This is a genomic window from Streptomyces sp. NPDC031111 (assembly GCF_055570675.1).
In genome coordinates, this window is the sequence record NZ_JBVIGS010000012.1 from 77821 (window position 1) to 100770 (window position 22950).

At 70.7% G+C, this 22950-nt stretch carries 26 protein-coding genes; 11 read left to right on the plus strand and 15 right to left on the minus strand.

The window, feature by feature from the left end:
• Positions 1-107 precede the first annotated feature (107 nt).
• From cmdF to ACZ470_RS24400, 4 genes are all read right to left on the minus strand, one after another.
• Positions 108-1718, minus strand: coding sequence for a tyrosine 2,3-aminomutase (cmdF, locus tag ACZ470_RS24385; protein WP_468430367.1), 1611 nt, complete (start codon positions 1716-1718; stop codon positions 108-110).
• 84 nt (positions 1719-1802) lie between these two features.
• On the minus strand, positions 1803-3356 hold the full coding sequence (locus ACZ470_RS24390) for a class I adenylate-forming enzyme family protein (RefSeq protein WP_468430369.1): 1554 nt from the start codon (positions 3354-3356) through the stop codon (positions 1803-1805).
• Positions 3353-4378: an FkbO/Hyg5 family chorismatase gene (locus ACZ470_RS24395; protein WP_468430370.1), complete on the minus strand. Its 1026-nt coding sequence runs from the start codon at positions 4376-4378 to the stop codon at positions 3353-3355. The genes ACZ470_RS24390 and ACZ470_RS24395 overlap by 4 nt, the downstream gene beginning before the upstream one ends.
• Positions 4379-4425: 47 nt before the next feature.
• Positions 4426-5697 (minus strand): cytochrome P450, encoded by a 1272-nt coding sequence (locus tag ACZ470_RS24400; RefSeq protein ID WP_468430372.1) that lies wholly within the window; start codon positions 5695-5697, stop codon positions 4426-4428.
• A gap of 221 nt (positions 5698-5918) precedes the next feature.
• On the opposite strand from ACZ470_RS24400, the gene ACZ470_RS24405 reads away from it, so the two are divergent.
• The gene (locus ACZ470_RS24405) at positions 5919-7412 is read left to right on the plus strand and encodes an MFS transporter (protein WP_468430373.1); all 1494 of its coding nucleotides are present in this window, start codon (positions 5919-5921) and stop codon (positions 7410-7412) included.
• A 112-nt stretch (positions 7413-7524) separates the two neighbouring features.
• Here ACZ470_RS24405 and ACZ470_RS24410 read toward each other — a convergent pair whose 3' ends face one another.
• Positions 7525-7812, minus strand: a complete 288-nt coding sequence (locus tag ACZ470_RS24410; protein WP_468430375.1) for a DUF4287 domain-containing protein — start codon at positions 7810-7812, stop codon at positions 7525-7527.
• A 125-nt stretch (positions 7813-7937) separates the two neighbouring features.
• Between ACZ470_RS24410 and ACZ470_RS24415 the strand changes: the two genes are divergently transcribed.
• Positions 7938-8585: a winged helix-turn-helix transcriptional regulator gene (locus ACZ470_RS24415; protein WP_468430377.1), complete on the plus strand. Its 648-nt coding sequence runs from the start codon at positions 7938-7940 to the stop codon at positions 8583-8585.
• 7 nt (positions 8586-8592) lie between these two features.
• Here the strand turns inward: ACZ470_RS24415 and ACZ470_RS24420 are convergent, their stop codons facing one another.
• The 3 genes from ACZ470_RS24420 to ACZ470_RS24430 form a co-directional block, all read right to left on the minus strand.
• Positions 8593-9150: a peptidase inhibitor family I36 protein gene (locus ACZ470_RS24420; RefSeq protein WP_468430378.1), complete on the minus strand. Its 558-nt coding sequence runs from the start codon at positions 9148-9150 to the stop codon at positions 8593-8595.
• A 41-nt stretch (positions 9151-9191) separates the two neighbouring features.
• Entirely contained in the window at positions 9192-9503 is a 312-nt protein-coding gene (locus ACZ470_RS24425) for a hypothetical protein (RefSeq protein WP_468430380.1), read from the minus strand.
• A gap of 176 nt (positions 9504-9679) precedes the next feature.
• Complete coding sequence (locus ACZ470_RS24430; RefSeq protein ID WP_468430382.1) at positions 9680-10030, minus strand: winged helix-turn-helix transcriptional regulator; 351 nt, start codon at positions 10028-10030, stop codon at positions 9680-9682.
• A 156-nt stretch (positions 10031-10186) separates the two neighbouring features.
• On the opposite strand from ACZ470_RS24430, the gene ACZ470_RS24435 reads away from it, so the two are divergent.
• The 4 genes from ACZ470_RS24435 to ACZ470_RS24450 are packed head-to-tail and all read left to right on the plus strand — an operon-like array spanning position 10187 to position 12617.
• The gene (locus tag ACZ470_RS24435; RefSeq protein ID WP_468430384.1) at positions 10187-11074 is read left to right on the plus strand and encodes an NAD(P)-dependent oxidoreductase; all 888 of its coding nucleotides are present in this window, start codon (positions 10187-10189) and stop codon (positions 11072-11074) included.
• Positions 11071-11943, plus strand: coding sequence for an NAD(P)-dependent oxidoreductase (locus ACZ470_RS24440; RefSeq protein WP_468430386.1), 873 nt, complete (start codon positions 11071-11073; stop codon positions 11941-11943). The genes ACZ470_RS24435 and ACZ470_RS24440 overlap by 4 nt, the downstream gene beginning before the upstream one ends.
• Before the next feature lie 48 nt (positions 11944-11991).
• Positions 11992-12246, plus strand: coding sequence for a hypothetical protein (locus tag ACZ470_RS24445; RefSeq protein WP_030834432.1), 255 nt, complete (start codon positions 11992-11994; stop codon positions 12244-12246).
• Positions 12243-12617 carry a PIN domain-containing protein gene (locus ACZ470_RS24450; protein ID WP_468430388.1) on the plus strand — a complete coding sequence of 125 codons (375 nt, stop codon included), beginning with the start codon at positions 12243-12245 and terminating at the stop codon, positions 12615-12617. The genes ACZ470_RS24445 and ACZ470_RS24450 overlap by 4 nt, the downstream gene beginning before the upstream one ends.
• A 51-nt stretch (positions 12618-12668) precedes the next feature.
• Here the strand turns inward: ACZ470_RS24450 and ACZ470_RS24455 are convergent, their stop codons facing one another.
• Positions 12669-13571: a hypothetical protein gene (locus ACZ470_RS24455; RefSeq protein ID WP_468430390.1), complete on the minus strand. Its 903-nt coding sequence runs from the start codon at positions 13569-13571 to the stop codon at positions 12669-12671.
• A 271-nt stretch (positions 13572-13842) separates the two neighbouring features.
• Here ACZ470_RS24455 and ACZ470_RS24460 point away from each other — a divergent pair, with 271 nt between their 5' ends.
• Positions 13843-14118: a hypothetical protein gene (locus tag ACZ470_RS24460; protein ID WP_468430392.1), complete on the plus strand. Its 276-nt coding sequence runs from the start codon at positions 13843-13845 to the stop codon at positions 14116-14118.
• Positions 14118-14516 carry a PIN domain-containing protein gene (locus tag ACZ470_RS24465; RefSeq protein ID WP_468430394.1) on the plus strand — a complete coding sequence of 133 codons (399 nt, stop codon included), beginning with the start codon at positions 14118-14120 and terminating at the stop codon, positions 14514-14516. The genes ACZ470_RS24460 and ACZ470_RS24465 overlap by 1 nt, the downstream gene beginning before the upstream one ends.
• 28 nt (positions 14517-14544) lie before the next feature.
• On the opposite strand, the gene ACZ470_RS24470 is transcribed toward ACZ470_RS24465, so the two are convergent.
• A complete protein-coding gene (locus ACZ470_RS24470) occupies positions 14545-15717 on the minus strand; it encodes an RICIN domain-containing protein (protein ID WP_468430396.1) in 1173 nt (390 codons plus the stop codon).
• Between the two features lie 215 nt (positions 15718-15932).
• Positions 15933-16895, minus strand: a complete 963-nt coding sequence (locus tag ACZ470_RS24475) for a C40 family peptidase (protein WP_468430398.1) — start codon at positions 16893-16895, stop codon at positions 15933-15935.
• Between the two features lie 383 nt (positions 16896-17278).
• Here ACZ470_RS24475 and ACZ470_RS24480 point away from each other — a divergent pair, with 383 nt between their 5' ends.
• Positions 17279-17920 (plus strand): hypothetical protein, encoded by a 642-nt coding sequence (locus tag ACZ470_RS24480; RefSeq protein ID WP_468430400.1) that lies wholly within the window; start codon positions 17279-17281, stop codon positions 17918-17920.
• A 33-nt stretch (positions 17921-17953) separates the two neighbouring features.
• On the opposite strand, the gene ACZ470_RS24485 is transcribed toward ACZ470_RS24480, so the two are convergent.
• Positions 17954-19129 carry a tyrosine-type recombinase/integrase gene (locus ACZ470_RS24485; protein WP_468430401.1) on the minus strand — a complete coding sequence of 392 codons (1176 nt, stop codon included), beginning with the start codon at positions 19127-19129 and terminating at the stop codon, positions 17954-17956.
• Positions 19130-19270: 141 nt separating this feature from the next.
• On the opposite strand from ACZ470_RS24485, the gene ACZ470_RS24490 reads away from it, so the two are divergent.
• Positions 19271-19714, plus strand: a complete 444-nt coding sequence (locus ACZ470_RS24490) for a hypothetical protein (protein WP_468430403.1) — start codon at positions 19271-19273, stop codon at positions 19712-19714.
• Here the strand turns inward: ACZ470_RS24490 and ACZ470_RS24495 are convergent.
• Entirely contained in the window at positions 19690-20223 is a 534-nt protein-coding gene (locus ACZ470_RS24495; protein WP_468430405.1) for a hypothetical protein, read from the minus strand. The genes ACZ470_RS24490 and ACZ470_RS24495 overlap by 25 nt on opposite strands.
• Positions 20224-20414: 191 nt before the next feature.
• On the minus strand, positions 20415-21026 hold the full coding sequence (locus ACZ470_RS24500; RefSeq protein WP_468430407.1) for a TetR family transcriptional regulator: 612 nt from the start codon (positions 21024-21026) through the stop codon (positions 20415-20417).
• A gap of 97 nt (positions 21027-21123) precedes the next feature.
• Here ACZ470_RS24500 and ACZ470_RS24505 point away from each other — a divergent pair, with 97 nt between their 5' ends.
• Positions 21124-21957, plus strand: a complete 834-nt coding sequence (locus ACZ470_RS24505) for an SDR family NAD(P)-dependent oxidoreductase (protein ID WP_468430408.1) — start codon at positions 21124-21126, stop codon at positions 21955-21957.
• 4 nt (positions 21958-21961) lie between these two features.
• On the opposite strand, the gene ACZ470_RS24510 is transcribed toward ACZ470_RS24505, so the two are convergent.
• Positions 21962-22897 (minus strand): NADP-dependent oxidoreductase, encoded by a 936-nt coding sequence (locus tag ACZ470_RS24510; protein WP_468430410.1) that lies wholly within the window; start codon positions 22895-22897, stop codon positions 21962-21964.
• Positions 22898-22950 lie beyond the last annotated feature (53 nt).

The following is a 22950-nucleotide window of genomic DNA, read 5'->3' on the forward strand; positions in this document are numbered from 1 at the left end:
TTTTCTTCCTCCTCTCCCCCCCCCCCCCCCCCACCCCCTCCCCCCCCCCCCCCCCCCCCCCCCCCCCCCCCCCCCCCCCCCCCCCCCCCCCACCGCCGTACGTCGGGTCAGCGCAGCGCGATTCCCTCCTGGGCCAGGGACCGCAGGAACTCGCCCCGCGACAGCGCCGCGGCGATCAGCTCGATGTCGTCGGCCATGTAGCGGTCCACGCCCAGGGTGGGCACCAGGGACCGCACCGCGTCGTACGTGGCCCGGCTCGCCGGACTCAGGTCGTCGTACCGCCGGGAGACGTCCACGGCCTGGGCGGCGGCGAGGAACTCCACCGCGAGGATGCGGTTGTTGTTCTGCATCACCCGGCGGGCGTTGCGGGCCGCGATCAGGCCCATGCTGACGACGTCCTGGTTGTCGCCGTTGGACGGCACGCTCTGCGTGCTGGCGGGGCCGATGGTCCGGTTCTCCGCCACCAGGGCCGTCGCCGGGTAGTTCGCGCCGGCGAAACCGCAGTGCAGGCCCGGGTCGGCGGCGACGAGGAACTCGGGCAGACCGTAGCTGAGGTGCCGGTTGAGCAGTCGGTTGACCTGCCGCTCGGCGAGCACACCGAGCTGGGTGAGCGCGATCGTGGTGAAGTCCATGACGAACGCGATGGGCTGGCCGTGGAAGTTCGCCCCGTGGAAGATCTCCTCGCCCTCGAAGAACAGGGGGTTGTCGTTGGCGGAGTTGAGCTCGGTCTCCAGCCGCTCCCGCGCGTGCCCGAGGGTGTCCCGCACCGCGCCGAGGATCTGCGGCACGGCACGCAGGGTGTACGCCTTCTGGAGGTACACGTCGGTGCGCTGGACGTCACCACCGCCCTCCCTGGCCTTCTCCAGTTCGCGGCGCAGGTCCGCGTGGTCCAGGGCCAGACGGCTGCCCGCGAGCAGGGTCCGCATGTTGGCCGCCGAGTCGATCTGTCCCGGGTGCGGCCGGGCGACGTCGTGGCCCTCGGCCAGGAACGGACTCGTGGACCCGCGCAGTACGTCGTTGAGCAGGCCCGAGACCATCTCCACCTGGCGGACCTGGGTGAACGCCCGCTCCACGACGAGGGAGCCGAGACCCGTCATGGCGGAGGTCCCGTTGATCAGCGCCAGGCCCTCCTTGAAGCGCAGTTGCAGCGGGGTGATGCCCAGCTCGCGCAGCACCTTCCCCGTCTCCCGCCGCTTGCCGTCGCGCAGCACCTGGCCCTCGCCGATGAGCGTGCCGGCGAGGTGCGAGAGCGGCACCAGGTCACCGCTGGCGCCGAGCGAACCGATCTCCGGTATCGCCGGGATGATCCCCTCGTTCAGATACAGCGCCAGGCGGTCCAGGATCTCCGGACGGACCGCGGAGTGCCCCTTGGCGAGCGTGTTCAGACGGGCCGCCATGATGGCCCGGGCCTCGTCCTCGGCGAACAGCGGCCCCACCCCGGCGCTGTGGCTGCGCACCAGGTTCGTCTGGAGTTCGACCTCCTTCGACTTGTCGATCTGCATGTAGATCATCTCGCCGTAACCCGTGGTCACGCCGTAGATGGGGATGTTCTGCTCCGCCAGGTCCTCGAGCATCGCGCGGCTCTTGAGCGCCTTGGCGACGGCACCGGGGCACACCCCCACCGGCGTTCCCTGTTCGGCGACACGGCTGACCGCGTCGGTGGTGAGGCTCTCACCGTCGAAGGTGACCGTGGTGGTGGTCGTGTCGGCTGTTGTCAACGCTCTCACTCCAGGTGGACGGGGCCGGCCTCGGGTGAGGAACCGGCGGGCAGGCGGGGGCGGGGCGGGGAGGTGCGGCAGGGATCAGGGCCGGATCGAACCGTCGGCGGCCTGCGCGCGCAGGGCGCGGCGCAGCAGCTTGCCGACGTGGTTACGGGGCAGGGAGGCCACGAAGACGATGTCCTCGGGGACCTTGTACCAGGTCAGCGCCGTGCGGCAGGTGGCGAGCAGGGCCTGCCGCACCTCCTGTGCGGTGTCGTCGTACCCGGACTGGAGGACGGCGTAGGCACGCAGCACCGAGACGCCGTCGTCGCGCCGCACCGCGCACACCGCCGCCTCCTTCACGGCCGGGTGCTCCATGAGCCGGTCCTCGATCTCGGTGGGGTGCACGTTGATGCCGCCGACGATCTCGACGTCGTCGAGGCGCCCGTGCACCCGCACGAACCCGTCGGCGTCGACCGTCGCCGCGTCGCTGGTGGCGTACCATTCCTCCGGCGCCGTCCGCAGGGGGGTGTCGCCGCCCCGGGCGACCCCGGGACCGATGGTGGGCCCGGCCAGCTCGAGGCGGCCCTCGGTGCCGGCGGGCACCGGGCGTCCCTGTTCGTCGACGACGCGCAGCCGGTAGGGCGCCAGCACCCTGCCGAGGGTGAACTCCCGGTACGAACCTGCCCCGTTGGCCAGCAGGGCGTGCCCGATCTCGGTCGTTCCGTACACGTTGAGCAGGCGCTCGCCCATGATGCCGCGCAGCCGCCGCTCCAGCGCCTGGGGCAGTACCTCCCCGGCGACGACCGCCACGCGCAGGCGGCCGAGGACACCCTCCGCGTCGGGGTGGGCGAGCATGTGCGCGAAGAAGGTGGGCTGGCTGTAGTAGACGCTCACGCCGTGCCGGGCGATGAGGGCGAGACAGTCGGCCGGGGCAAGCCGCCGGCCGGTGAGCACGGTGGCGGCACCCCGCAGCAGCGGGAAGAACAGCGAATTGCCCAGTCCGTAGGCGAAGTTCATCCGCGGCACCGAGTAGCAGACGTCGTCCTCGGTCACCCCGATCGCCTCGCCGGCCGCACGGTCGAGGACCTCCGCGTCCGCGTGCGTGTGGAAGCAGAGCTTGGGGCCGCCGGTCGTGCCCGACGTGAACGCGGCGAACGCCGGTGTGTCCGGCGCGCAGTCCGCGTACGGCGGCACCGCGCCGCCCTCCCGCGTCAGCCGGTCCGCCGTCAGCACCGGCGCCGTGAACAGCCCGTCGAACTCCGGCGAGGCCACCACGGCCGCCGGCTCGGCGATGCGCCCCGCCCGCGCCATCTCGTCCGGGTGGAACATCGAGTTGACGGGGATCGCCACGGCACCGATGCGCATGGCGCCCAGGAAGGCCCGTACGAAGTCGATGCCGTCGGGCAGCGCGATGAGGATGCGTGAGCCGGGGCCCAGTCCGTGCGCCGTGAACGCCGCGGCGGCCCGCGCCGCCCCCTCGTACACCGAGCGGAAGGAGTGCTCGCCGTCCTCGTCGAGGTAGGCGGTACGGTCCAGCCGGCCGTGCGCGCGTGCGGACTCCTCCAGCAGCTCGACCAGGTTGCCGCTGCGGGTGTGGACAACGGAGACGGGGGCGGTCGTGGCGCCGGCGGGTCGCGGCGGGGCGGTGGTCATCGGCAGATCCCCTCGATCTCGACGAGCAGGTCCGGCCGGCAGATACCGACGTTCAGGAACACCACGTCCGCCGCGCCGGAGAAGACCTCGGCGCACCGGGCCCGCACCGTCGGCAGATGTGCCGCGTCACGGACGTAGACCTTGACGTGGTCCAGCTCCGTCAGCCCGTACCCGGCGTCGACGGCGTGCTGACGCAGGTTCTCCCCGCTCACCAGCGTCTCGATGTTGGCCAGCGTGACGTCCAGCTGTCGCTCGATGTCGCCCGGGTGCACGGTGTCGTCCCCGAGGATGCTGGCCGTGCCCGACACGTACAGGGCGCCCGTTCCGTACCCCTCGGACGCCAGATGGGTGCCGCGCGCGAAACTCGGCGACAGGGTCCCGTACCGGTCGGGGTAACGGTTGGCCGGAGTCTGCCGCGGGTTCTCCAGATGGGTCGTGCGTCCGGGGCGGCAGGCCAGGAAGTACAGGTCGATGCCCGTGCCCAGGGAACCGATGCCGGTCGCCGCGGGTATCCCCTCGAAGCGCCCGGACCACTCGTCGAAGGCCAGGGCCCGGCCGGCGCAGAAGTCCTGGTAGATCTCGGTGCCCTCGGCGTTGTCGCCCGTGATGTCGCCGACCAGGTTCCACATGCGGAACAGATCGGTGTACCCCTGCTGCCAGGCCATCCGGAACGCGGCGCCGTAGGCGTCGCGCACCGCCTCGCGGTACACGCCGCTCTCCTCCACGCGCACCGCGCAGAAGAAGTGCTCGCCGTCCTCCGCGTAGACCAGGTTGTCCTGGAGCCCGGAGCGCACGGGACGGTCGGTGACCCAGGCCTCCGTGAACGGGACGTCGTCCGCGGCCGTCATGTGGACGTCGAGCCGCGGGGAACCCCGGTACAGCGTCGGCCGCTCGCCGTGGTGCCCGTACACGATGCGGGCCAGGACGTGCCGTCCGGCCAGGACGTCCCGGTCCTCGCCGGCGGGCCTGTCGAACACGCAGTCCAGCGTCAGCGTGCGTGGAACGGTGTGAAGGACTGTCACGAGTTTGCTCCCATGGGTGAGCGCTGCGAAGCGAAGCGGCGGGTGCGTCACGCGGGCGGCCACGGCAGACCGCGGTCGCCGAAGCCGTCGGAATCGACCCACAGCGCCCGCAGGCCGCGCAGGGTGACGTTCGGTCGGTAGGACGGGGTGCCGGTGGCGAAGCGGGCACCGGTGACCCGCTGGGCGAACCGGGTGAGAACCGTTTCGGCGATCAGCCGGGCCACCGGTTCACCCGGACACGCGTGCGGCCCCAGCCCGAAGGCGGCGTGCGGCGCCCCGGCCCCGTCCGGGGAGAAGACCTCGGGGCTGTCCCACACCTCGGGATCCCGGTGCGCCGCGGCCAGCAGGAGCAGCAGGGTGGTCCCGGCGGGCACCCGCGTGCCGCAGACGTCGAGATCGGCGACGGCGTGACGGTGCAGCAGCTGCACCGGCGGATCCAGGCGCAGGACCTCCTCGACCACCTGGCTCGCGTACCGCGCGTCCCGCCGTACCGCCTCCCGCACGTGCGGGGCCCGCAGTAGCGCCAGGACGCCGCCCGAGACCAGGTCGACGCTCGTCTCGTGCCCCGCGACGAGCAGGGCCCGGCACGCGGCGGCGAGCTGCGCCGCCGAGGGCGGCCCGTCCGCGTCCTCCGGCGCCCACAGCGGCTCCTCGCCGCTCCGCGCGGCACGCGACCGCACCAGGTCGTCGAGATAGGCGGCCAGTTCCTCCTCCGCCCGGCGGCGGGCCTCGCCCCCCGGCGGGGCGGCACCGGTCAGCAACGGATGCGGGTCCAGCGCGGGAGAGAGCAGCAGCGCCTGCCGGTGCAGCCAGGACGCGTCCTCCTGCGGCAGGCCCAGCAGTCGGCAGAGCACGGCCGCCGGCAGCGGATACGCCAGGTCCGTGACCACTTCGAGCCGCCCGCGCGCCGCCACCCCGTCGAGGAGGTCGTCCACGAGACCGCGCACGAAGGGCACGAGGGCGCGCATCCGCTCCGGCGTGAGCAGCCGCGCCACCAGCCGGCGCAGCCGTACGTGTTCCGCCGAGCCCGCGACGGCGACGGCCAGCGCCTCCGGCCCGCCGCCGTGCCCGGCGGGACACGCGTCGGCCCGCCGGGAGACGGCTTCCGGAGCCCGCAGCACGGCCGAGCAATGGCGGTACGAGGAAAAGACGACGGTCGACCCGTCCCACCACAAAGGCCCGGCCTCACGTATCCGGTCGAACACCGGATACGGATCGGAACGCACGGAGCCGTCGAGAACGCGCAGCAACAGCGAGCGGGCTTCTTCCTGCCGATCCTTCTCCCCGAAAAGGAGGGACGCCGAGCGATGGCTTTCCATGGCACAGCCTTCCTGAAAGGGGGATGCCGCCACGGGAAGAATGTTGGCGCCGGCCCGACGCTGTCCATGCGGAGTTGCGCAAGCTGCCGCGAACAACGCCCGCCGGGGAGACTTCGCCAAGTCCGCTTGTGACCGCCGCATGCGGTGGATTGGATGAACCGCCGATCCGTCCCGCTCCTCGAATCGGCAGCCATGGCCGGCCGCGTTAGGAGAAAAGTCTCGTGAAACCGGGCCGTACGGTTCTCGCCCCCCGCACCACCGGACGCGCACCGACTCCGACCGGCGCCCCCGCCCCGCCCGCGGAGGCGGACGAGGCACCGCTGAACCCCCGCCGGTGGCAGGCACTCGCCGTGCTGGCCATCGGCCCCTTCCTCTCCCTGTTCGACCAGTTCTGCGTCAACCTCGCGGCGCCCTCGATCAACCAGTCGTTCACGCTGTCGCCCTTCGAGTTCCAGGCCGTCGTCGGCGGCTACGGACTGGTCTACGGGCTGGGCCTGATCACCGGCGGACGGCTCGGCGACCTCTTCGGCCGCCGCCGCATGTACCGCCTCGGCCTCGTGATGTTCACCCTCACCTCGCTGGCGTGCGCGCTGGCCTGGTCACCGGCGGTCCTCATCGCCGCGCGCCTCGCCCAGGGCGCCTCCGCGGCCGTGCTCCAGCCCCAGGTGCTGGCACTCATCCGGGTCCAGTTCCCGCCCGCCGAGCGCGCCAAGGCCCTGTCCTGGTACGGCGTCTCCATGAGCCTGGGCATGGTCTGCGGACAGATACTCGGCGGCGCGATTCCCTCCTGGAATCTTCTGGACCTGGGATGGCGTCCCGTCTTCCTCGTCGCGGTACCCCTGTGCGCATTCGCCTGCATCGCCATTGCCCGGACCACGCCGGCCGACCGGACACCGCGCACCGGAGAGGGAATCGACGGCGTCGGCATCGCCCTGAGCGCCACCGGTTTCGCCCTGCTTCTGCTGCCTCTCGCGGCCTTGCAGGAATGGGGTTTCCTGCCCCTCGGCCCGGTCCTCCTCGGTGCCGCCGCTCTGCTCCTCACCGTCTTCGTCGGACACCAGACGCGGCGCGCCACGAAAAACCACACCGTGCTGCTCCCCGTCCGGTTCTTTCACAGCCGGACATTCAGCCTGGGCGTCCTGCTGAACTTCCTGCTGTACATGTCGAGCGTGCCGTTCGCCGTCATGCTCGGCCTCTACCTCCAGGACGAGTCGCACCTGAGCCCGGCCGCCGCGGGCCTCGTCTTCACCCCGGCGGCCGTCGCCATCGCCGTGGGATCACGCGTCAGCCCCGCCCTCCAGAAGCGCTACGGCATCCGGGTGCTCGTCGTCGCCGCCGCCCTGACCGCGGCCGGTCTCGCCGGGGCGCTCGCGACCGTCGGCCTGGGCGCGCCGGACGCCGCCGTCCTGCCGCTGATGGCCGGCTTCGCGGTGTACGGGCTCGGCAACGGCATGATCGTCCCGCTGCTCACCGGGGTCGTCCTCTCCCAGGTGCCGCCCCGGGACGCCGGCGCCGGCTCGGGCGTCCTCAGCACCGCTCAGCAGCTGGGCGCCGCCGCCGGGATCGCCGTGGTGGGCGCCTTCCTCTACCCGGCGACGGGAACGACGCTGCGCTACGCCGAGGCCATGTGGGCCGGTACGGCCCTGGCGATCCTCGGCGTCGTCGTCGCGGCCCTCCTGACGGCCGCCGCCCGACGACGGCCGACCGCCGGCTGAGGGGAGCCGGCCGGACGTGAGAAGACCGCCGCTCCCGGTGGAGAGCGGCGGTCTTCTCGTGGACGTCCTCGGGCCGCGGGCACCGACCTGCCGGAAGGGCCCCGCGCCCGGCTCAGGGACGGTTCGCCTTGCCGTCGAGCCAGAGCGTGTCCGACTCGTCCCGGTGGGTGCCGTCCGAGCCGACGTGCTTGGTGGAGATCTTCGCGCCGTTCTTGATGACGTGCACGAGCGCCATCCCGTGGCCGCGGCCCAGGTCGTAGTCCTGCTTGAGCCACTCCAGGATGGTGCCGGCCTTGGTGTCCGCGCTGTCGTAGCCGCGCTCCTGCGCGAGCGCGATGAACTGCCGGGGCGTCAGGCCCGTCTTGTCCTCGATCTTGTCCAGGTATGCCTGAAAGGACATGGTCTTCTCCCGCTTCCTCTGCCGATCGTGCCAGTCGTGCCACTGGAACCAACTAAGCAGACTGAAGTCTACTTGTAAATCGCAAGCTCTGTTCGCCCAATGGCGCGGGAACTAGAATGTGAACCATGACGGTGAAGGAGTACGGCCAGTTCTGCGGCCTCGCCCGCGCGATGGAGGTCGTCGGTGAGCGCTGGACCCTGCTGATCGTCCGGGACCTCCTGCTCGGCCCCAAGCGCTACACCGACCTGCGCAACGGCCTGCCGAACATCCCCACCAACATCCTCGCGGCACGTCTCAAGCAGCTCGAGGCCCACGGCGTCGCCGTCCGCCGCGCCCTGCCCCACCCCGACCGCGGTGTCGTCTACGAACTCACCGACCACGGCCACGAACTCCAGCCGGCCGTGACCGCCCTCGGCCGCTGGGGCGCCCGGACCATGACCGAGCCCCGCCCCGGCGAGATCACCACCACGGAAAGCCGCGCCCTGTCCTTCCACACGGCCTTCCGCCCCGAGGCCGCCGCGGGAGCGACCCTCGGCTACGAGGTGCGCATGTCCGACGCGACCTTCGCCCTGTCCGTCGACGGCGACCGCCTCACCGTCGCCCACGGCCCCCACCCGGAACCGGACCTGGTCGTCGAGACCCGGTCCGGCCACCCCGTCCTCGACCTCATGCGCGGCACCCTGACCCCCGCCGAGGCCCTCGCCACCGGCAGCATCGACATCAAGGGCCCCGAACCCCTGCTCACCCGCTTCGCCGAGATGTTCCGCCTCTGACGGGGTCCTATGCGCGCAGAGTGACGCGGTCGATCTTGTTGTTCCAGCTTCCGCTGCAGTGCTGGCGGTTCCGCAGGCTGAGTTCCGGGATCATCGTCTCGACCCAGAGATATTCGCTGCTGCACGTGTCGTCGTAGGCGACGGTCCACCCCGCACGACGGTTGTAGACGCTGTTGGCGCGGTTCTCGAAGTCCACGTTCGCCAGGTTGTGCGAGCCCAGCGTCCTGTACTGCACACGCCGTGACTGGGACGAATACTTCCTGTCGTCCCACAGGCAGAAATACCCGGGCGGGCAATCGGTGTCGGCGAGCGTGCCGATCCCCGCGGCCGAGCCGTCGGGCTGCTCCGCCGCTCGGTAAGCGGCTTCGTCGTCGTAGCAACGGAAGCCGGCGTCGGTCTGTTCGACGCAGATGGTGGCACCCTGCCATCCCTCGGCGAGGTCGATGGTGCGACCGTTGTACTTCGCCAGGGAACCCCGGTCGCCGTTCGCGTCGGCGGCAACGGCCGTTCCGCCGGTGAGAAGCAACGCCGCGACCACCGCCAGCGTGCCGTGCAACTTGCGCATCTGTCTCTCCCCTTCGGTGTACGAATCTGTCGGTCCGCCGGTCAGCAGCGCGGGACGTAGTACCGCCATCTGTCCCCGGGTCCCGGCGTACCGTTTCCGGCGGACTGCACGTACCGGGCGGAGGAATAGCCGTAGACACCGGTCTCGGCGTTGCGGCCACGCACCCACACGTTGATCCCGTCCACGTTCGTCCCGTACGCCCAGCAGTCCACGCGGAAGGTCTGGAGTCTCTGCCCCTGACCCACCGCCGTGCAGGAGACGTACGAGCACGTCCGGATGGCGACGCCGCTGGTGGTGAAGAAGCCGTTCGTCGCCGCGTGCGCGGTGCCCGCGAAGGCAATTCCTCCGAACATCAAGGAAGCGGCACCGACCACGGACGCACGAAGCCATCTGTTCAAGAGATCCCCCACCCCAAGATGCTCTGCCAAGAAGCGTTGTGTCCTCAGCGTAGGTCTGGAGCGAGGGAGTGCTTTGACGCTGAGTTTCCGGCTTCTTGACGATGCGTCTCCCATGGGGAATGGAGGAATGGCTAGGGGATGGCCTCGATGCGCTCCATATTTTCCTCGCCCCATTCCCCGAGGGGTGCGAGTGCCGTGTTGAGGGAGCTGCCGAAATCGGTCAGCGAGTACTCCACCTTGGGCGGGACCTGGTGGTAGACCTCGCGGTGCACCAGGCCGCTGGCCTCCATCTCACGGAGTTGCAGGATCAGAATCCGTTCGCTGATGCCGGGCACTGCCCGCTTCAACTCTCCGAAACGCAGCGGCCCCTCCTCACCGAGCGAAAACAGGATCAGCCCCTTCCATTTACCGCCCATGACGGCGATGGCGGCGTCGAGCCCGCAGACATAGGTCCGCTTGGTGGGCTTGGTGGGCTTGGTCATCAGCACTCCTACTGACAAAAGTGTGGGTACCGAACAGAATTGTAGGTACTTGATCAAATGTATGTGGGACTTCCAGAATGCAGTCGGAGCCGCGCATGACGCGCCGATCCGCGATCGCTTGGCTTCCAACCATCCGACTGCTGACTGGAGTGACGCATGACCAGGGACGCCCCCACACCCGTGACCGTCGTCGGGCTGGGGTCGATGGGCCGGGCGCTCGCCGGCGCGTTCGCCGACGTGGGGCACCCGACAACGGTGTGGAACCGCACGCCGGCCAAGGCCGCACCGCTGGTGGCCAAGGGCGCCGTCCACGCCCGGACGGTGGAGGCCGCGGTCGAGGCGAGCCCGCTGATCATCACCTGTCTGACCACCTTCGACGACACCCGCTCCGCCCTGGAGCCGGCCGCGGCGGCGCTGTCCGGGCGTGCCCTCGTCACGTTGAACAGCGGTTCGCCCGCCGGCGCCCGCGCCATGGATGCCTGGGCGACCGGCCGTGGCGCCCGGTTCCTGGCCGGAGCCGTCAAGAACGTGCCGGATGCCGTGGGAGCGCCGGACACGCTGTTGTACTACAGCGGCGACAGGACGGTGTTCGACCAGTACGGGACGACGCTGAAGGTACTGGGCGGCGACACCGTCCACCTCGGAGACGAGACCGACCTCGCCGCCCTGTACGAGATGGCCGTGGGCGCCATGCTGCTGCCCGCGCTCGTCGGCTTCTTCCAGGGGGCCGCGGCCGTTCAGGCCCGTGGGCTGGAGGCGAGCAGCATGGTGCGGTTCGCCGGGAAGTGGCTCGACATGATCAAGTCGCTGCTGCCCGTCTACGCCACGGAAATCGACCGCGGTGACTACACCGATCCCGCCTCCTCCGTGAACCTCTTCCTCGCGGGCGCGGCCCATGACACGGAACTGGCCAAGGAGACGAACGTCGACGTGGCCTGGCTCGCCCCCCTGTACGACCTGGTGGAGCGAGCGGCTGCGGCGGGTCACGGCGACCACAGCATCTCGGCCCTGACCGAAGTACTGAGGGTGAGGGGGGTGTCATGAGCAAGCACGACGTAACGGTCATCGGGCTCGGGCCCATGGGACGCGCGATGGCGAGCGCGTTCCTCGGCAAGGGCTACCGGGTCACCGTCTGGAACCGGACCGCGGGCAAGGCGGACGAGCTGGTGGGCGCGGGAGCCCATCGGGCCGCCACGGTCCACGACGCGCTCACCGCGAGCGAACTGGTGATCCTCAGCCTGACGGACCACCACGCGATGTACACCGTCCTCGAGCCGGCCGTCGAGGCCCTGCCCGGCCGGGTCCTCGTCAATCTCGGCTCGGACACGCCCGAGAGCGCCCGCAGCGCCGCACGGTGGGCGTCAGGACACGGTGCCCAGTACCTCACCGGAGGCGTGCAGGCTTCGCCCCCGGGCATCGGGCAGCCCGGCTCCTCCACCTTCTACAGCGGGCCCAAGGAGGTGTTCGACGCGCACCGGGAGGCTCTGGAGGTGCTCACCGCCACGGACTACCGGGGCGAGGACCCGGGGCTGGCGGCGTTGTACTACCAGGTCGGGATGGACCTGTTCTGGACGACGGTGCTGGGCTGGCTGCACGCCCTCGCGCTGGCGGACGCCCACGGCGTCTCGGCGGAGGAGATCCTGCCGTCCGCGTCCTCCGTGCTGGCCGGGCTGCCGGATTTCCTGTCCTTCTACACGCGGCGGATCGACGCGGGTGAGCACCCGGGCGACATCGAGAGGCTCGCGATGGGTGTGGCGAGCGTCGACCACGTGCTGCGGACCGCCAGGGGCGCCGGGGTCGACACCTCGTTGCCGGCGGCGGTCCTGGAGATCTTCCACCGAGGCACGGCAGCCGGCCATGCCGACGACAGTGTGACCAGCTTGATCGAGGTCCTCAAGAAGCCCGCCGTATGAGGCCCGGGTGGCGTATCGCGGGGTTCTACCGCCGGTAGAATCGACGGTATGAGCAAGCCGACGAGCATCAAGACCAGCGAGGAAGTGCGCGACCGGCTGCGTGTCCTTGCCGAGGAGCGCGGCACCACCATCACCGAGCTGCTGGAAGAGCTCGCTTCCCGCGAGCTCACGGAAGCCGAACGGGAGCAGCGCGCTGCCGAGGCGGCCCGTGAGCTCGGCATCCAGTACACGGAGCAGGTCCAGCAGGCCGGCCAGGACGCCTGGGCGAAGATCCGCGCCCATCAGGGCGGCGCCGCCGCGTGAACCTGACGGCAGTCCTGGACCACACGGCTCTGGCCGCCCTGTACCGGGCCGACCCGTTTTTCACCGGCCTCTACATCGAGGCCTCACGCGGCACTGGCCGTGTCATCATCCCGTCCCTGTCCGTCCTCGCCGCCGAGCGGCGGGTTCCCGGGGCAGGCAAGCACGCGGCGTCGTTGCGATTCGCCGAGAGCATTCCGTTCACCGCTGCGCACTCCGTGGACGCGATGGACTGGAGAAGCGTGGACTGGCCGGTGGCCCACGCGGCTGCGATCGCCTGGCACGCGATCAAGGCTGGGGAGCCTGTCACGGTGCTGTCGCTGGAACCCGAGTCGTACGCGGGCACCGGCATCACTCCGCTGAACCCCCTCTGACTCACGTCCTGGGCGAAGGCGAGGCGGTTTTCCCGGGAGGTGTCGTCGGCTTCATGTGGTCGGGGGGAGTGGGGCCTGTCCGGCGGGCTGGGGGGCCGGGTTCTCGGGTTCGTCGTCGTCCTCGATCGCGCAGAACTGTTCGAGGAGCAGGGGTGTGCCGAGGGCGGTGGCGGTGAGTTTGCGGTGGGCTGCTTCGAGGGTGCGTATGGCTGCGGGCAGGCCTGCGGGGAGTGCGGGTTGTCCGTTGCGGGGGCGGCCGGGTGCGGTGGTGATCCAGAGTTCTTCGACTCGTCCGCCTTGCAGGGCTTTGAGGTGTCCGGCGGTGAGGGCGTGGTGGGTGGTTTTCCAGCGGGTGAGGGCGTTGCGGGAGACGGTGTCGAGTGGGTACCAGGTGCCGGCGGCTTTGGCGCGGGGCAGGGAGCGTTCGAGTTCCAGGTCGGTGAGCCGTAGGGGGTGGAGGGTGCTGATGCCGTGTCCGGTGCAGACGGCGAGGGCGATCAGTGCGACGGAGCGTTCCCAGGTTGCCTGGAGTATGCCGGCGGGGTGGTAGCCGGTGAGGAGCCGGAGTGTGCGGTGGGCTTCGGTGGGTGTGAGCCGTTGGGCGAACTGGGGAGCGGGTGGGCGTAGTTCGAGGGGGTGTCCGTAGTACCGGGTGAAGGTGTTGAGGGAGCTGGTGCGTGCGGCCATGGAGTTGGTGGCGGCGGGTGCGGTGGGGCCGTGCAGGCCGGGGCGGCGGCGGGTGGTGCCGCGTTGGGCGGCGGCGAGCCAGGCGAGGGCGTTCTCCTCGTCGAGGAGGTCTTCGGTGGTGACCTTGCCGGTGTCGCACTGGCGCTGCCCGGCGATCCAGGTGAGGTACTCCTCGAGGTGGGCGCGGCGCTGGCGCCGGGTGGCCTGGGCGCGGAGGGTGTCCAGGAACCGGTTCACGGCGGTGGTGCCGTGGGCGGGGACGCTCATGAACACGAAGTATGCGCGCTGATTCCAAATAACAGCAAGTAGCCAGACCCCCCAGAGCTCCCGCCCCGTCCAGCTGCCCCATCGTTCCGGCTCGTGTCGAACCGAATCGTACGTGCCGGTCCGATACGGACAATGCGGCCCCACGGCCTCCCGTCACGCGCTTCCACCTCGGCTCGCCCCGTCACCGGAGTGGGTCCAGCTCTTTGCTGTTATGCACCTCAACCTTCCTTGCGTCTCTACTACGGGTAGAGGAGCGCGGTACAGTAGAGACATGGCAGCAGACGAGACGAGCATCAAGGTGAGCGTGGCCGCACGCGACCGGCTGGCCACCCTCGCGGCCGAGCACGGCACCACCATCCGCGCCCTCGTCGAGGACCTCGCCCAGGGCACCCCCACCCAGGCCGAATACGCCGAGCGCGCCGAACTGGCCCGAGCCGAACTCGCCTCCGCCCTCGGCACCGCCCCCAGCCCCGAAGCCGAGAAGAAGGCCCGAGCCCTCCTGGAACGCCTCGGCGAGGCACAGCACAACCCGCAGGCAGCCGCATAGTGGCAGCGATCGCCGTCGTCCTGGACCACACCACCGCAACAGCCCTCTACGACCCGAAAGACCCCTTCAACGAAGCAGTCTCGGCGTTCTACGTCCAAGCCTCAGGAGGACTCGGAACGCTCTACGCACCAGTACTGACCCTCACGGCCGGCGACGCCGAACGCCCCGGACTCCTCGGCTACATCAAAGGACTCCGCTTCATCCGCATCGAAGCCTTCGACACCGACGCCGCAGTCACCGCCACCGAACTCCTCCGCTTCGGCCACACCTGGGCCGCCGTCCACGCCATCCACGCCGCCCGCCCCTCCCCCACCCACCCCGCCGGACGCTTCCTCCTCACCCTCACACCCAAGGCCTACGCGGGAACCGGCGTCCAGGCCGTCCACCCCGACCAATAGACACCCGCCCGTCGGCACGAGCCGTACTTCAGGCTGCGGTGAAGGTGAAGACCTGGGCGGAGGCGCCGGTGCACGCGGTCTGTACGGCCTCGGCGCCGTCGGCGACCGGCGGGAGGAAACCGATGCACAGGCCGCTGTGGAGCGGCCGTAGCCGGAAGCCGCCGCCGGTGGCTTCCAGGCGGAACGTCTGACTGTCGCTGCCCGCGCACTCCCTCGGAGCGAGCAGGGCGCCGGAGGCGGTGGAGCCACCGTCGACGGCCAGGCAGCCGGTGCCGTGATCGGGGTGGTGCCACTGGATGCGGTAGGTCTGACCGCCCGCCTTCTCGAGGTAGACGCGCGGCAGGGGGGCGTCGGCGCAGGAGTCCTGGACAGCTATTTCGCGGTCGGTGCGGCCGTTGCGCTCGCGGCCCTCGGTCAGGCACCGGGAGGGCGCGGAGGCGGGGTGGATGCTGGTCCATCCGGCGGCGGGAAGCCGCGCGGAGTCACTCGTCCGCCTGGGTGTGGGAGTGGGGGTGGGGCGGCTGGAGCTGGGGATCGTCTCCTCGTGCTCGACCGGCGAGGCGAGAGGAGAAGTCACGGGATCGGCGGCGGCCGAACGGCTCGCGGTGGGCGAGGAACTGGGCTGCTCGGCCTCGGCGTCGCCGCTGGGCACGGTGCTGGGCGGCGGGGTGCTCGAGGGCGTACTGTCCGCGCGGTCGTCGCGGGAGCCGTTGCCGTCCGGCCAGAGAGCCAGGGTCAGTATTCCGGCGACGGTGCAGGCGGCTATCGCGACCAACGGGCCCTGCCGTCGCCAGTTCGACTGAGTGTGCGGAGGGCCGGGTCTGTCGTCGGCGGGGTCGGCCCGGACACCGGTGTCCGGGGCCTGCTTCTCGTCGGCGGCTTCCTCTCCGCCCTGCGGTGCTTCCCGCGGGGCGGCGTCGTCCGCGGGGAGGGCAGTGGTCCGCGGTACGTCCTCCGAGGCGGGCGGTGGTGTTCCGGCGCCGGACATGGCCAGGCGTCGGCGGGCCTCCAGCCAGGCGGACACCGTGTCGTCGTCACCGCCGCAGGCACGCACGTAGGCGGTCAGGAGTTCCTCGCGGGGCAGTTCGTCGCGGGCGAGGGCGGCGGAGATGGTCGCGCGCGGCAGGACGTCGCCGGCGTCGGTGGCGTTGCGCTCCAGCTGCCGGTAGCTCAGGTCCGCCCAGCGGCGTAACTGCCGCATGAATTCCATGAACTCCGCAGGGTTGTGCGCCGCTGCCGGATCCGGCCCCCGTCCCATCACCACTCCCTTGTCCCGTGAGTACCAAGGAAGCTTAAAGGTCATTGATATGTGCATGAGGGCTGTTCTCCATCGTCGTACGGCCGTGCGCGGACGGGGTGCGGTCAGCCGCTCGAGGTCGCGGCAGTCGCGTCAACTGCACTGCCGTATTGCTTCGTTCACGGATGGATGTGGCGGTAGGCGGTGACAACGCCGGGGTCGGGCAGGGGGGCGGTGGTGACGGTGGTGCCGGGCCTGGGTGCGTGGATGATCTGTCCGTTGCCGATGTACAGCCCGACGTGGCCGCCGCCGTACGACAGGACGAGGTCGCCGGGCACCAGGCGGTCGCGGGTGGTGGCGCTGCCGGCATGGATCTGGTTCCAGGTGGTGCGGGGCAGCTTCACCCTGGCCTTTTCCCAGGCCCGCATCACCAGGCCGGAACAGTCGAAGCCGCCGGGGCCGGTGCCGCCCCAGACGTAGGGCTTGCCGAGCTGCGCCCGGGCGTAGGCGATGACGGTGCTCGGCGCGGACTGGACCCGCTTGGTGGGCTTGGTGGACTTGGCCGTCTTGGCGGGCTCGGCGGGATTCGCTGCGGGCGCGGCCGCCGACGGCTGTCGCGCCGGGCCGGCGGAGTTCGGCGTGGCGGGCACGTCCAGCGTCTGCCCGGCGTAGATCAACGTGGACGGGCCGAGGTCGTTGAGGCGCTGGAGCACCTTCACGCTCGTGCCGTGCGTGCGGGCCAGTTCCCAGAGCGTGTCACCGGACCGCAGCGCGACCTTCTTGGCCTTCACGGGCCTGGCTGTTGGCGTGCCCTTCTCGGCGGGCTTCGCCGGATCGGCGGGCTTCGCCGGCGTGGGCTCCGGCGCGGCCGGTGTCTCCGGGTGGAGCGCGACCGGCGGCGCGTCCGCCTCCGTGGGTGATCCCGACGGACCGTGCACGGCGAGCAGCACGCCCGCCAGCAGCGACAGCACGAACGCCACGGCCAGCCCCGCCACGCCCGCCGCGAGGCGGTGGGTCCTTCTCCTGCCCGGGCCGGGGGTGCGCGGCCTGCGGTGCGACACCGGCGTGGACCGGGGCTCCTTCTTCGATGTCTGCTGCCCGGTGGTCTGCCGCTGGGGCGGGAGCAGGGTCTGCTGTGTCATCACAACCTCCTTCGAGGGCCGGGATTTCGGGCCCGGAAGGAGGCTGTTCCGCCGTGTCGGTGTCCCGCCAGATCTTCGGGCGTCCGGGACAGTCCCGGCCTGTCCACGCCCCGCGGCACCGTGGTGAGAGGACGGTGTCCGATCCCCGTAAACCGCCTATGACCTGCATGGACGACCCGGGACTGTCCCAGACGCCGTAAAGCGTTGCCCGCCGTCGACCCCACGCGGCACGCTCTTGCCATCGACCGGCCCACCCGGACGACGCCACACGTCGAAGGCGCATCCGGGTCCGCCAGGTCCTCTCTCGCCATGTGCCGGTGTCGACGACCGCGGCGAGCAGCTGCCACATCACCCACTCATTCATTCCTTGAGGGAGCATCCGCATGTCCGCTGTCAGAAACCGCAAGGCCCGGCCGCTGATCATCGCCGTACTCGCCGGCGGTCTGGTGGCCGGCGCCGTCACCGGCACCTCGGTCACCGACGCCTTCACCACCGCGTCCGAACGGGGCGGCACCGCCGACCAGGTGGCCCTCGCCGGCACGAAGGCGAAGGGCGGGGACACCTGCCAGCCCGTCGACCGCGTCACGCCCATCCTGATCCGCGAGGGCTGGGACAGCGCCCCCGAGAAGATCACCTGGCGCAACGGCGCCTCCACCCAGCAGCAGCACCAGTTCACCTTCACGCAGACGTACTCCGCCCGCGGCATGCTCACCGGCGACCTGCCCTCCCTGCCCAGCTTGCAGAGGAAGGCAAGGGCGCAGATCAACAAGAAGAACAAGCAGAAGAGCTCCGCCATGAAAGGCTTCGAGCTCGAGCTGTCCGCCAGCATCAGCACCGCCGAGGCCATCACGTACACCGTCCCGGCCCGCAGCATGTTCGTCGCCAAGCGCGGTATCTGGAAGCAGACTTGGGCGGTCAAGCGCTACCAGCGCTGGTCCAACTGCCAGGAGCGCTGGACCCACGTCGGCAACTACACCGGCGTCGGAAGCATGAACTACACGTCCTCGAAGGTGCTCTACCGCTGATCACTCCGGCACGGCTCGTACACGCGGCCCTGGTCAAGTGCCGCTCTGGGCACGGGACTTGGCCCGGGCCGCGTGCAGGGGGTTGTTCGTCTTGCCTCGGGCGGGCTCGATGTAGTGCTTGAGGACCGTGGGAGAGCCGGGCTTCCAGCGGCCCTGGGCGGTCGGGTCTCCTCCGGCTTCGGAGATCTCCTGGGCCGGCCCCCGGCGCAGGCCGTGCGCGGTGACCGCGCGGCCGCCGGGGGCCTTGACGCCGGCGAGCCGGGCGCGGGTCTTGACGATGTTCCCGATCGCGTCGGGGCTGAGGAAGTCGCCGCGTGGCCCGGAGCGTGGGCGGATGGTGCCGCCGCGGGTGATGTGCCGGAACAGCGGGCCGGAGGTGAGGCCCTGTCGGCGCAGTTCCTCCAGCCACGCGCGCAGGCGGACCACGGGGCAGAGGGAGGGGTCGTCCGGGTCGGCCGGTACGAACGTGTCCTCGCCGTGGGCGGCCTGGTCGGTCTTGGAGAACGCCACGCGCACGGTCACGCCGTCGTCCTCGACGACCAGGTGCTCGATCAGGAGGTTCGCGAGCTCGCTGCGGCGGGACAGCATTCCCCATCCGAGGGTGAGCAGCGCGGAGTCCCGGAGGGCCTTCGGCCGCTCGCGGTCGTCGGCCGCGACGCACGTGGCCACCATGGCGGACAGGGCCGCGGTACGAATCGGCGGCGCCTTCCTGGGCGCGCGGCGCCGGGCCCAGTCCCGGGCGTGCTTGCGGAGGATCTGCCGGGCCTCCTTCGTGCCGGGCTGTTGGCCGTCGGGGTGGGCGGAGCGGATCGCGGACATGTGGACCTGGACGGACGCGGGTGCCAAGTCCCGTTGCACCAGGTGCCCGACGTACTCCACGAACGTCGCCGTGGTGCACGGCATCGGCACCCGGCCGTTCTGCGCGCACCAGGTGGTGAACTGCCGGAGGGCCGAGCCGTAGGTGCGGGAGGTGTTGGCGGGCGGCGCCCCGTCGATCAGGTCGGCCGTCTCCCGCGAGATCCGGAAGTCGGCTTCGGTGTAGGTCGGCAGGTCGGCTGCCGTCGGGACCGGGGCGTTCGGCCGGAGCAGCGTGTGCCGGCCGATGAGGGGCCGGTGTGCCGGCGCGTCCGCGAGGGCGGGGAGCGCTCGGTCGTCGTCCTCGTCGACCAGCTCGGCGTCCACCACTTCCCCGGCGACGGAGTCGGCCACGTGCCCCTCCCTCAGATCAGCCCCGTATAACGGAAATTATAGGAGGCTATGCTCCTCGCGAGCTTCCGACACCCGGGCCGCGCGAGCGCGACGCTGGTACCGTTTCCTCGTCAATTCACGTCTGTTGGTACGGGAGCCACGTTGCGTATCACCGTCACGGTCGACGATCCCACCGACGACTTCAGGGACAAGCTCCTCGCACTCCTCAAGGAGCACGCCGCGCACGTCGACGTCGACGCGACATGGACCGTCGAACGCGCCGTGCGGTACTACCGAACCCTGCCCGCTCGGGCGCGCCGCATCGTCCGCATGGCCGCTGTCAACGGTGGCTTCGTCGACGACGACGAGCTCCGCACCGACGGCGGCAGCCTCCGCGGCCACAGCGGCGCTCTCAAACGCGTCCTGGAACGCGGTGTCCGCGAGGGCTGGTGGCCGGCCGGGATGCGGCCGCCGATCCAGGCGCAGGGGCCCGGCTTCGGAAAGGTGAAGGGTTACTCCATGCCCATCGAGCTCGTCGACGTCTTCCTCGATGCCATCGACCGGCACGACAAGCAGGTCGGTCAAGTGCGTGTGCGACGCCGGTAGTAGTGCAGGGTGACGACAGCCAACAGCGGCCCCCACGCCACGATCGGCACATAGCAGACCGTCATCACCCACTCCCCCCACGGCGTGATCGCCATGTCGGCGTGGAGCGTCGTCCACACGAAGAGCACGCCGTAGACCGTGCAGGCGAGTGCGCCCAGCGCCGCGGGTATGACCGCGGCGAGCACGGGGATGCGGCGCCCGCGTAGGTGTGGGACCCATCGCGGCCAGACCTCGCCCCACGGCCGCACCAGTCCCAAGGTCAAGAAGGCCAGCGCCTCTTGAAGCACGGACAGCAACGGCACGACGAGGTACCCCCAGCCGGGAACGAGCATCGCGTCGTACTCGGACTCGGCGAGCCCCAGTGGAACACCGGTCACCACGGCGAACCGCCACAGCGCGGACGGCATGGAGGTCCACAGGACCGCGGCTGCGGCGCGCCGGGCCCACGGGGGGACGGGTGCGGTGGTCGCAAGACGTGCGGGGGTGGGTGGTAGCGCGCTGGTGACCATGGGACCGGCTCCCTGTCTGCGGATGGTTTGCGACATCCCGGAGGCTGTCACGCACCCTCGCGCGGCCACATCCGTCCCCGGGGGGCGGTCGCCTCCGTCCCGAGGGCGGGGAACGCGTGCGTCTTTGGTGGCATGCGTCCGGGGAGGAGTCGGTCCATGGAGTTACGGAACGTCATGCGCCCGCGTCCGGCTCAGGCGCGAGGGCCGATGGTGGCCATGGCGCGGTCGACGGCGTCGGCGAATGTGCTCTTCGCACCCGAGGCGAGCCAGGAGTGCTGTGCGGCGACGAGACAGCCGAAGGCCGCGGCTGTGAGGGCTCGGGGTGCCGGATCGGCGGTGTCGTAGGGCCTGCCGGCCGTCTCGGCGCGGTCATGCAGCAGAACGACGACGGCATCCTGCATGTGTTGCAGCTTCTGCAGGTAACCGGCAAGCAGTGTGGGGGTTTCGAAGACCAGCCGATGGATCGGCTCCACCAGGTCCTGCTTGCCGGGAGCCTCGGAGACGGAGATGAGTACGTCGAGGACGTAGCGCAGTGACGTCCATACCTCTTCGCCGGGTGGGCGCTGACGCAGCGCGGTGAGCATGTCCTCCATCACCAGGTCGAGCTTGCCCAGAACGATGTCTTCCTTCGTGGCGAAGTAGCGGAAGACGCTGCGCTGCGACATGCCGACGGCCTCGGCGATGTCGTCGATCGTCGTGGCCTCGAAGCCGCGCTCGACGAAAAGCCTTTGGGCTGAGTCTGCGATCTCGGCCGTCACCGCGCGGCGGGTGCGCTCCCGCAGGCCTGGCTGTTTCTCACTCATGGCATCTCAAGGATAGCAGGTGGCGTCGAACATGTCAGTAGCTGACAAGTTAGGCGTATGCTGTCCTCGGCCGAGTTGCCTCAGTGAAGGAAAGATCATGGAACAGCGCAAGACCATCGTCATCACGGGCGCCAGCGACGGCATCGGCGCCGCGGCGGCCCGCCGGCTCGGGAGTCAGGGGCACCGGGTGGTGATCGTCGGGCGCTCCCCTCGCAAGACCGAGGCCGTCGCCCGTCAGGTCGGGGCGGACGCCCACGTCGCCGATTTCACGCGCCTTGACGACGTACGGAAGCTGGCGGCCGACCTGGATGCCTCGTATCCGCGCATCGACGTGCTCGCGAACAACGCGGGAGGCGTGTTCGGCGACCCGACCCGGACCGCCGACGGGTTCGAGCAGACCTTCCAGATCAATCACCTGGCCCCGTTCCTGCTCACACGACTGCTGATGGACAAGCTGGTCGCCTCGAGGGCCGGCGTCATCCAGACGACGACCCTCCACGGAGGCATGGTCCGCACCCTCGACGTCGACGACCTCAACCAGGAGCGCGGCTTCAACGCGGTGCGTGCCTACAACGCCTCCAAGTTGGAGAACGTCCTGTTCACCAAGGAGCTGCATCGGCGCTTTCACTCGCAGGGTGTGTCCGCTGCCGCGTTCTATCCGGGCAACGTCGCGACCAACTTCGGTTCGGACACCACGAGCCGGTTGATGAAGTTCCTGGCCACCAACCGTGCGGCCCGGACGGCACTGCTGACCACGCCGGACAAGGGCGCCGACCAGCTGGTCTGGCTCGCCGAGGGCCGTCCCGGCACCGACTGGCGGTCAGGCGAGTACTACGCCAAGCGCAAGCCCGGGAAAGGCCTCAACCGTCTCGCCCTCGACACCGACCTGGCGCGTCGACTGTGGGAACGCTCCGAAGCGCTGCTGGCCTAGGGGATCAGGGAGCGAGTACGACGGTCTTGCCGGGCAGGCGGCCGGTGGCGGCGGCCTCGTGCACGGTGGCCAGTTCGGCCATCGGGCGGTGGGCGGCGATGTGGAGCCGGAGCTTGCCGGCGTCCACCTTGGTGACGAGCTCGGTCAGCTGGGCTCCGTCGCTGCGGACCCACAGGCTCGCGCTGCGCACCTTCCGGGCGGGGTTCTCGGGTATCGGGCCGGCTGTGCTGGCGGCGACTCCGCCGTCGGCGACGTAGTCCGCCAGCTGCGCGAGTTCCTCCGGGGAGACGCGCACATGGTTCACCACGACCTGGAACGGACCGCCCACGGCGGCCGGACCCGCGGCGAGGTCGAGGGGGCCGACGACCCGGTCCGCGCCGTAGCCCCGAAGGCGGTCGGCGTGCTGCGGCGCGTCCACCGCGGTCACCTGCGCTCCCGCGTCGACGGCGAGTTGCACCACGAGGCTGCCGACCGCGCCGCCCGCCCCGTTGACCAGGACGGTCTGACCGGGCTTCAGCTCGGCGAGTTCGAAGACCGTCTGCCAGGCCGCAAGGCCGGTCAGCGGCAGTGCCGCGGCGTCGACCAGCTCGATCGTCCGGGGCGCCGGGGCCAGGGACTCGGCCGGGACGAGCGCGTACTCGGCGGCCCCGCCGGCCGAGTCGAGGGGCAGCATCGCGACGACTCGGTCACCGACTGCCGGGCCCGTGACGTCCGCGCCGAGTTCGGCGACGGTGCCCGCCAGGTCGATCCCCGGCACATACGGGAGAGTGATCGGGATCATCTCGGCCAGGACGCCGGCGCGGATGTGGTCGTCGACCGGGTTGAACGAGGTGGCCGCCACCCGCACCAGCACCTGCCCGGTGCCGGGGACCGGACGGTCGACGTCCTCGTGGCGCAGGACCTCGCTGCCGCCGAACTCGTGGAAACGGATTGCCTTCATGACACTGTCCTCCAGCGGTATTGATCAGGGGGTATGGATCAGGGGGTATGGAT

Coding starts and splice junctions, on each gene's coding strand:
- ACZ470_RS24390 (WP_468430369.1), bottom strand. CDS start 3,356: ATGACCACCGCCCCGCCGCGACCCGCCGGCGCCACGACCGCCCCCGTC.
- ACZ470_RS24400 (WP_468430372.1), bottom strand. CDS start 5,697: ATGGAAAGCCATCGCTCGGCGTCCCTCCTTTTCGGGGAGAAGGATCGG.
- ACZ470_RS24410 (WP_468430375.1), bottom strand. CDS start 7,812: ATGTCCTTTCAGGCATACCTGGACAAGATCGAGGACAAGACGGGCCTG.
- ACZ470_RS24415 (WP_468430377.1), top strand. CDS start 7,938: ATGACGGTGAAGGAGTACGGCCAGTTCTGCGGCCTCGCCCGCGCGATG.
- ACZ470_RS24420 (WP_468430378.1), bottom strand. CDS start 9,150: ATGCGCAAGTTGCACGGCACGCTGGCGGTGGTCGCGGCGTTGCTTCTC.
- ACZ470_RS24425 (WP_468430380.1), bottom strand. CDS start 9,503: ATGTTCGGAGGAATTGCCTTCGCGGGCACCGCGCACGCGGCGACGAAC.
- ACZ470_RS24430 (WP_468430382.1), bottom strand. CDS start 10,030: ATGACCAAGCCCACCAAGCCCACCAAGCGGACCTATGTCTGCGGGCTC.
- ACZ470_RS24435 (WP_468430384.1), top strand. CDS start 10,187: ATGACCAGGGACGCCCCCACACCCGTGACCGTCGTCGGGCTGGGGTCG.
- ACZ470_RS24440 (WP_468430386.1), top strand. CDS start 11,071: ATGAGCAAGCACGACGTAACGGTCATCGGGCTCGGGCCCATGGGACGC.
- ACZ470_RS24445 (WP_030834432.1), top strand. CDS start 11,992: ATGAGCAAGCCGACGAGCATCAAGACCAGCGAGGAAGTGCGCGACCGG.
- ACZ470_RS24455 (WP_468430390.1), bottom strand. CDS start 13,571: ATGAGCGTCCCCGCCCACGGCACCACCGCCGTGAACCGGTTCCTGGAC.
- ACZ470_RS24460 (WP_468430392.1), top strand. CDS start 13,843: ATGGCAGCAGACGAGACGAGCATCAAGGTGAGCGTGGCCGCACGCGAC.
- ACZ470_RS24470 (WP_468430396.1), bottom strand. CDS start 15,717: ATGCGGCAGTTACGCCGCTGGGCGGACCTGAGCTACCGGCAGCTGGAG.
- ACZ470_RS24475 (WP_468430398.1), bottom strand. CDS start 16,895: ATGACACAGCAGACCCTGCTCCCGCCCCAGCGGCAGACCACCGGGCAG.
- ACZ470_RS24480 (WP_468430400.1), top strand. CDS start 17,279: ATGTCCGCTGTCAGAAACCGCAAGGCCCGGCCGCTGATCATCGCCGTA.
- ACZ470_RS24495 (WP_468430405.1), bottom strand. CDS start 20,223: ATGGTCACCAGCGCGCTACCACCCACCCCCGCACGTCTTGCGACCACC.
- ACZ470_RS24500 (WP_468430407.1), bottom strand. CDS start 21,026: ATGAGTGAGAAACAGCCAGGCCTGCGGGAGCGCACCCGCCGCGCGGTG.
- ACZ470_RS24505 (WP_468430408.1), top strand. CDS start 21,124: ATGGAACAGCGCAAGACCATCGTCATCACGGGCGCCAGCGACGGCATC.
- ACZ470_RS24510 (WP_468430410.1), bottom strand. CDS start 22,897: ATGAAGGCAATCCGTTTCCACGAGTTCGGCGGCAGCGAGGTCCTGCGC.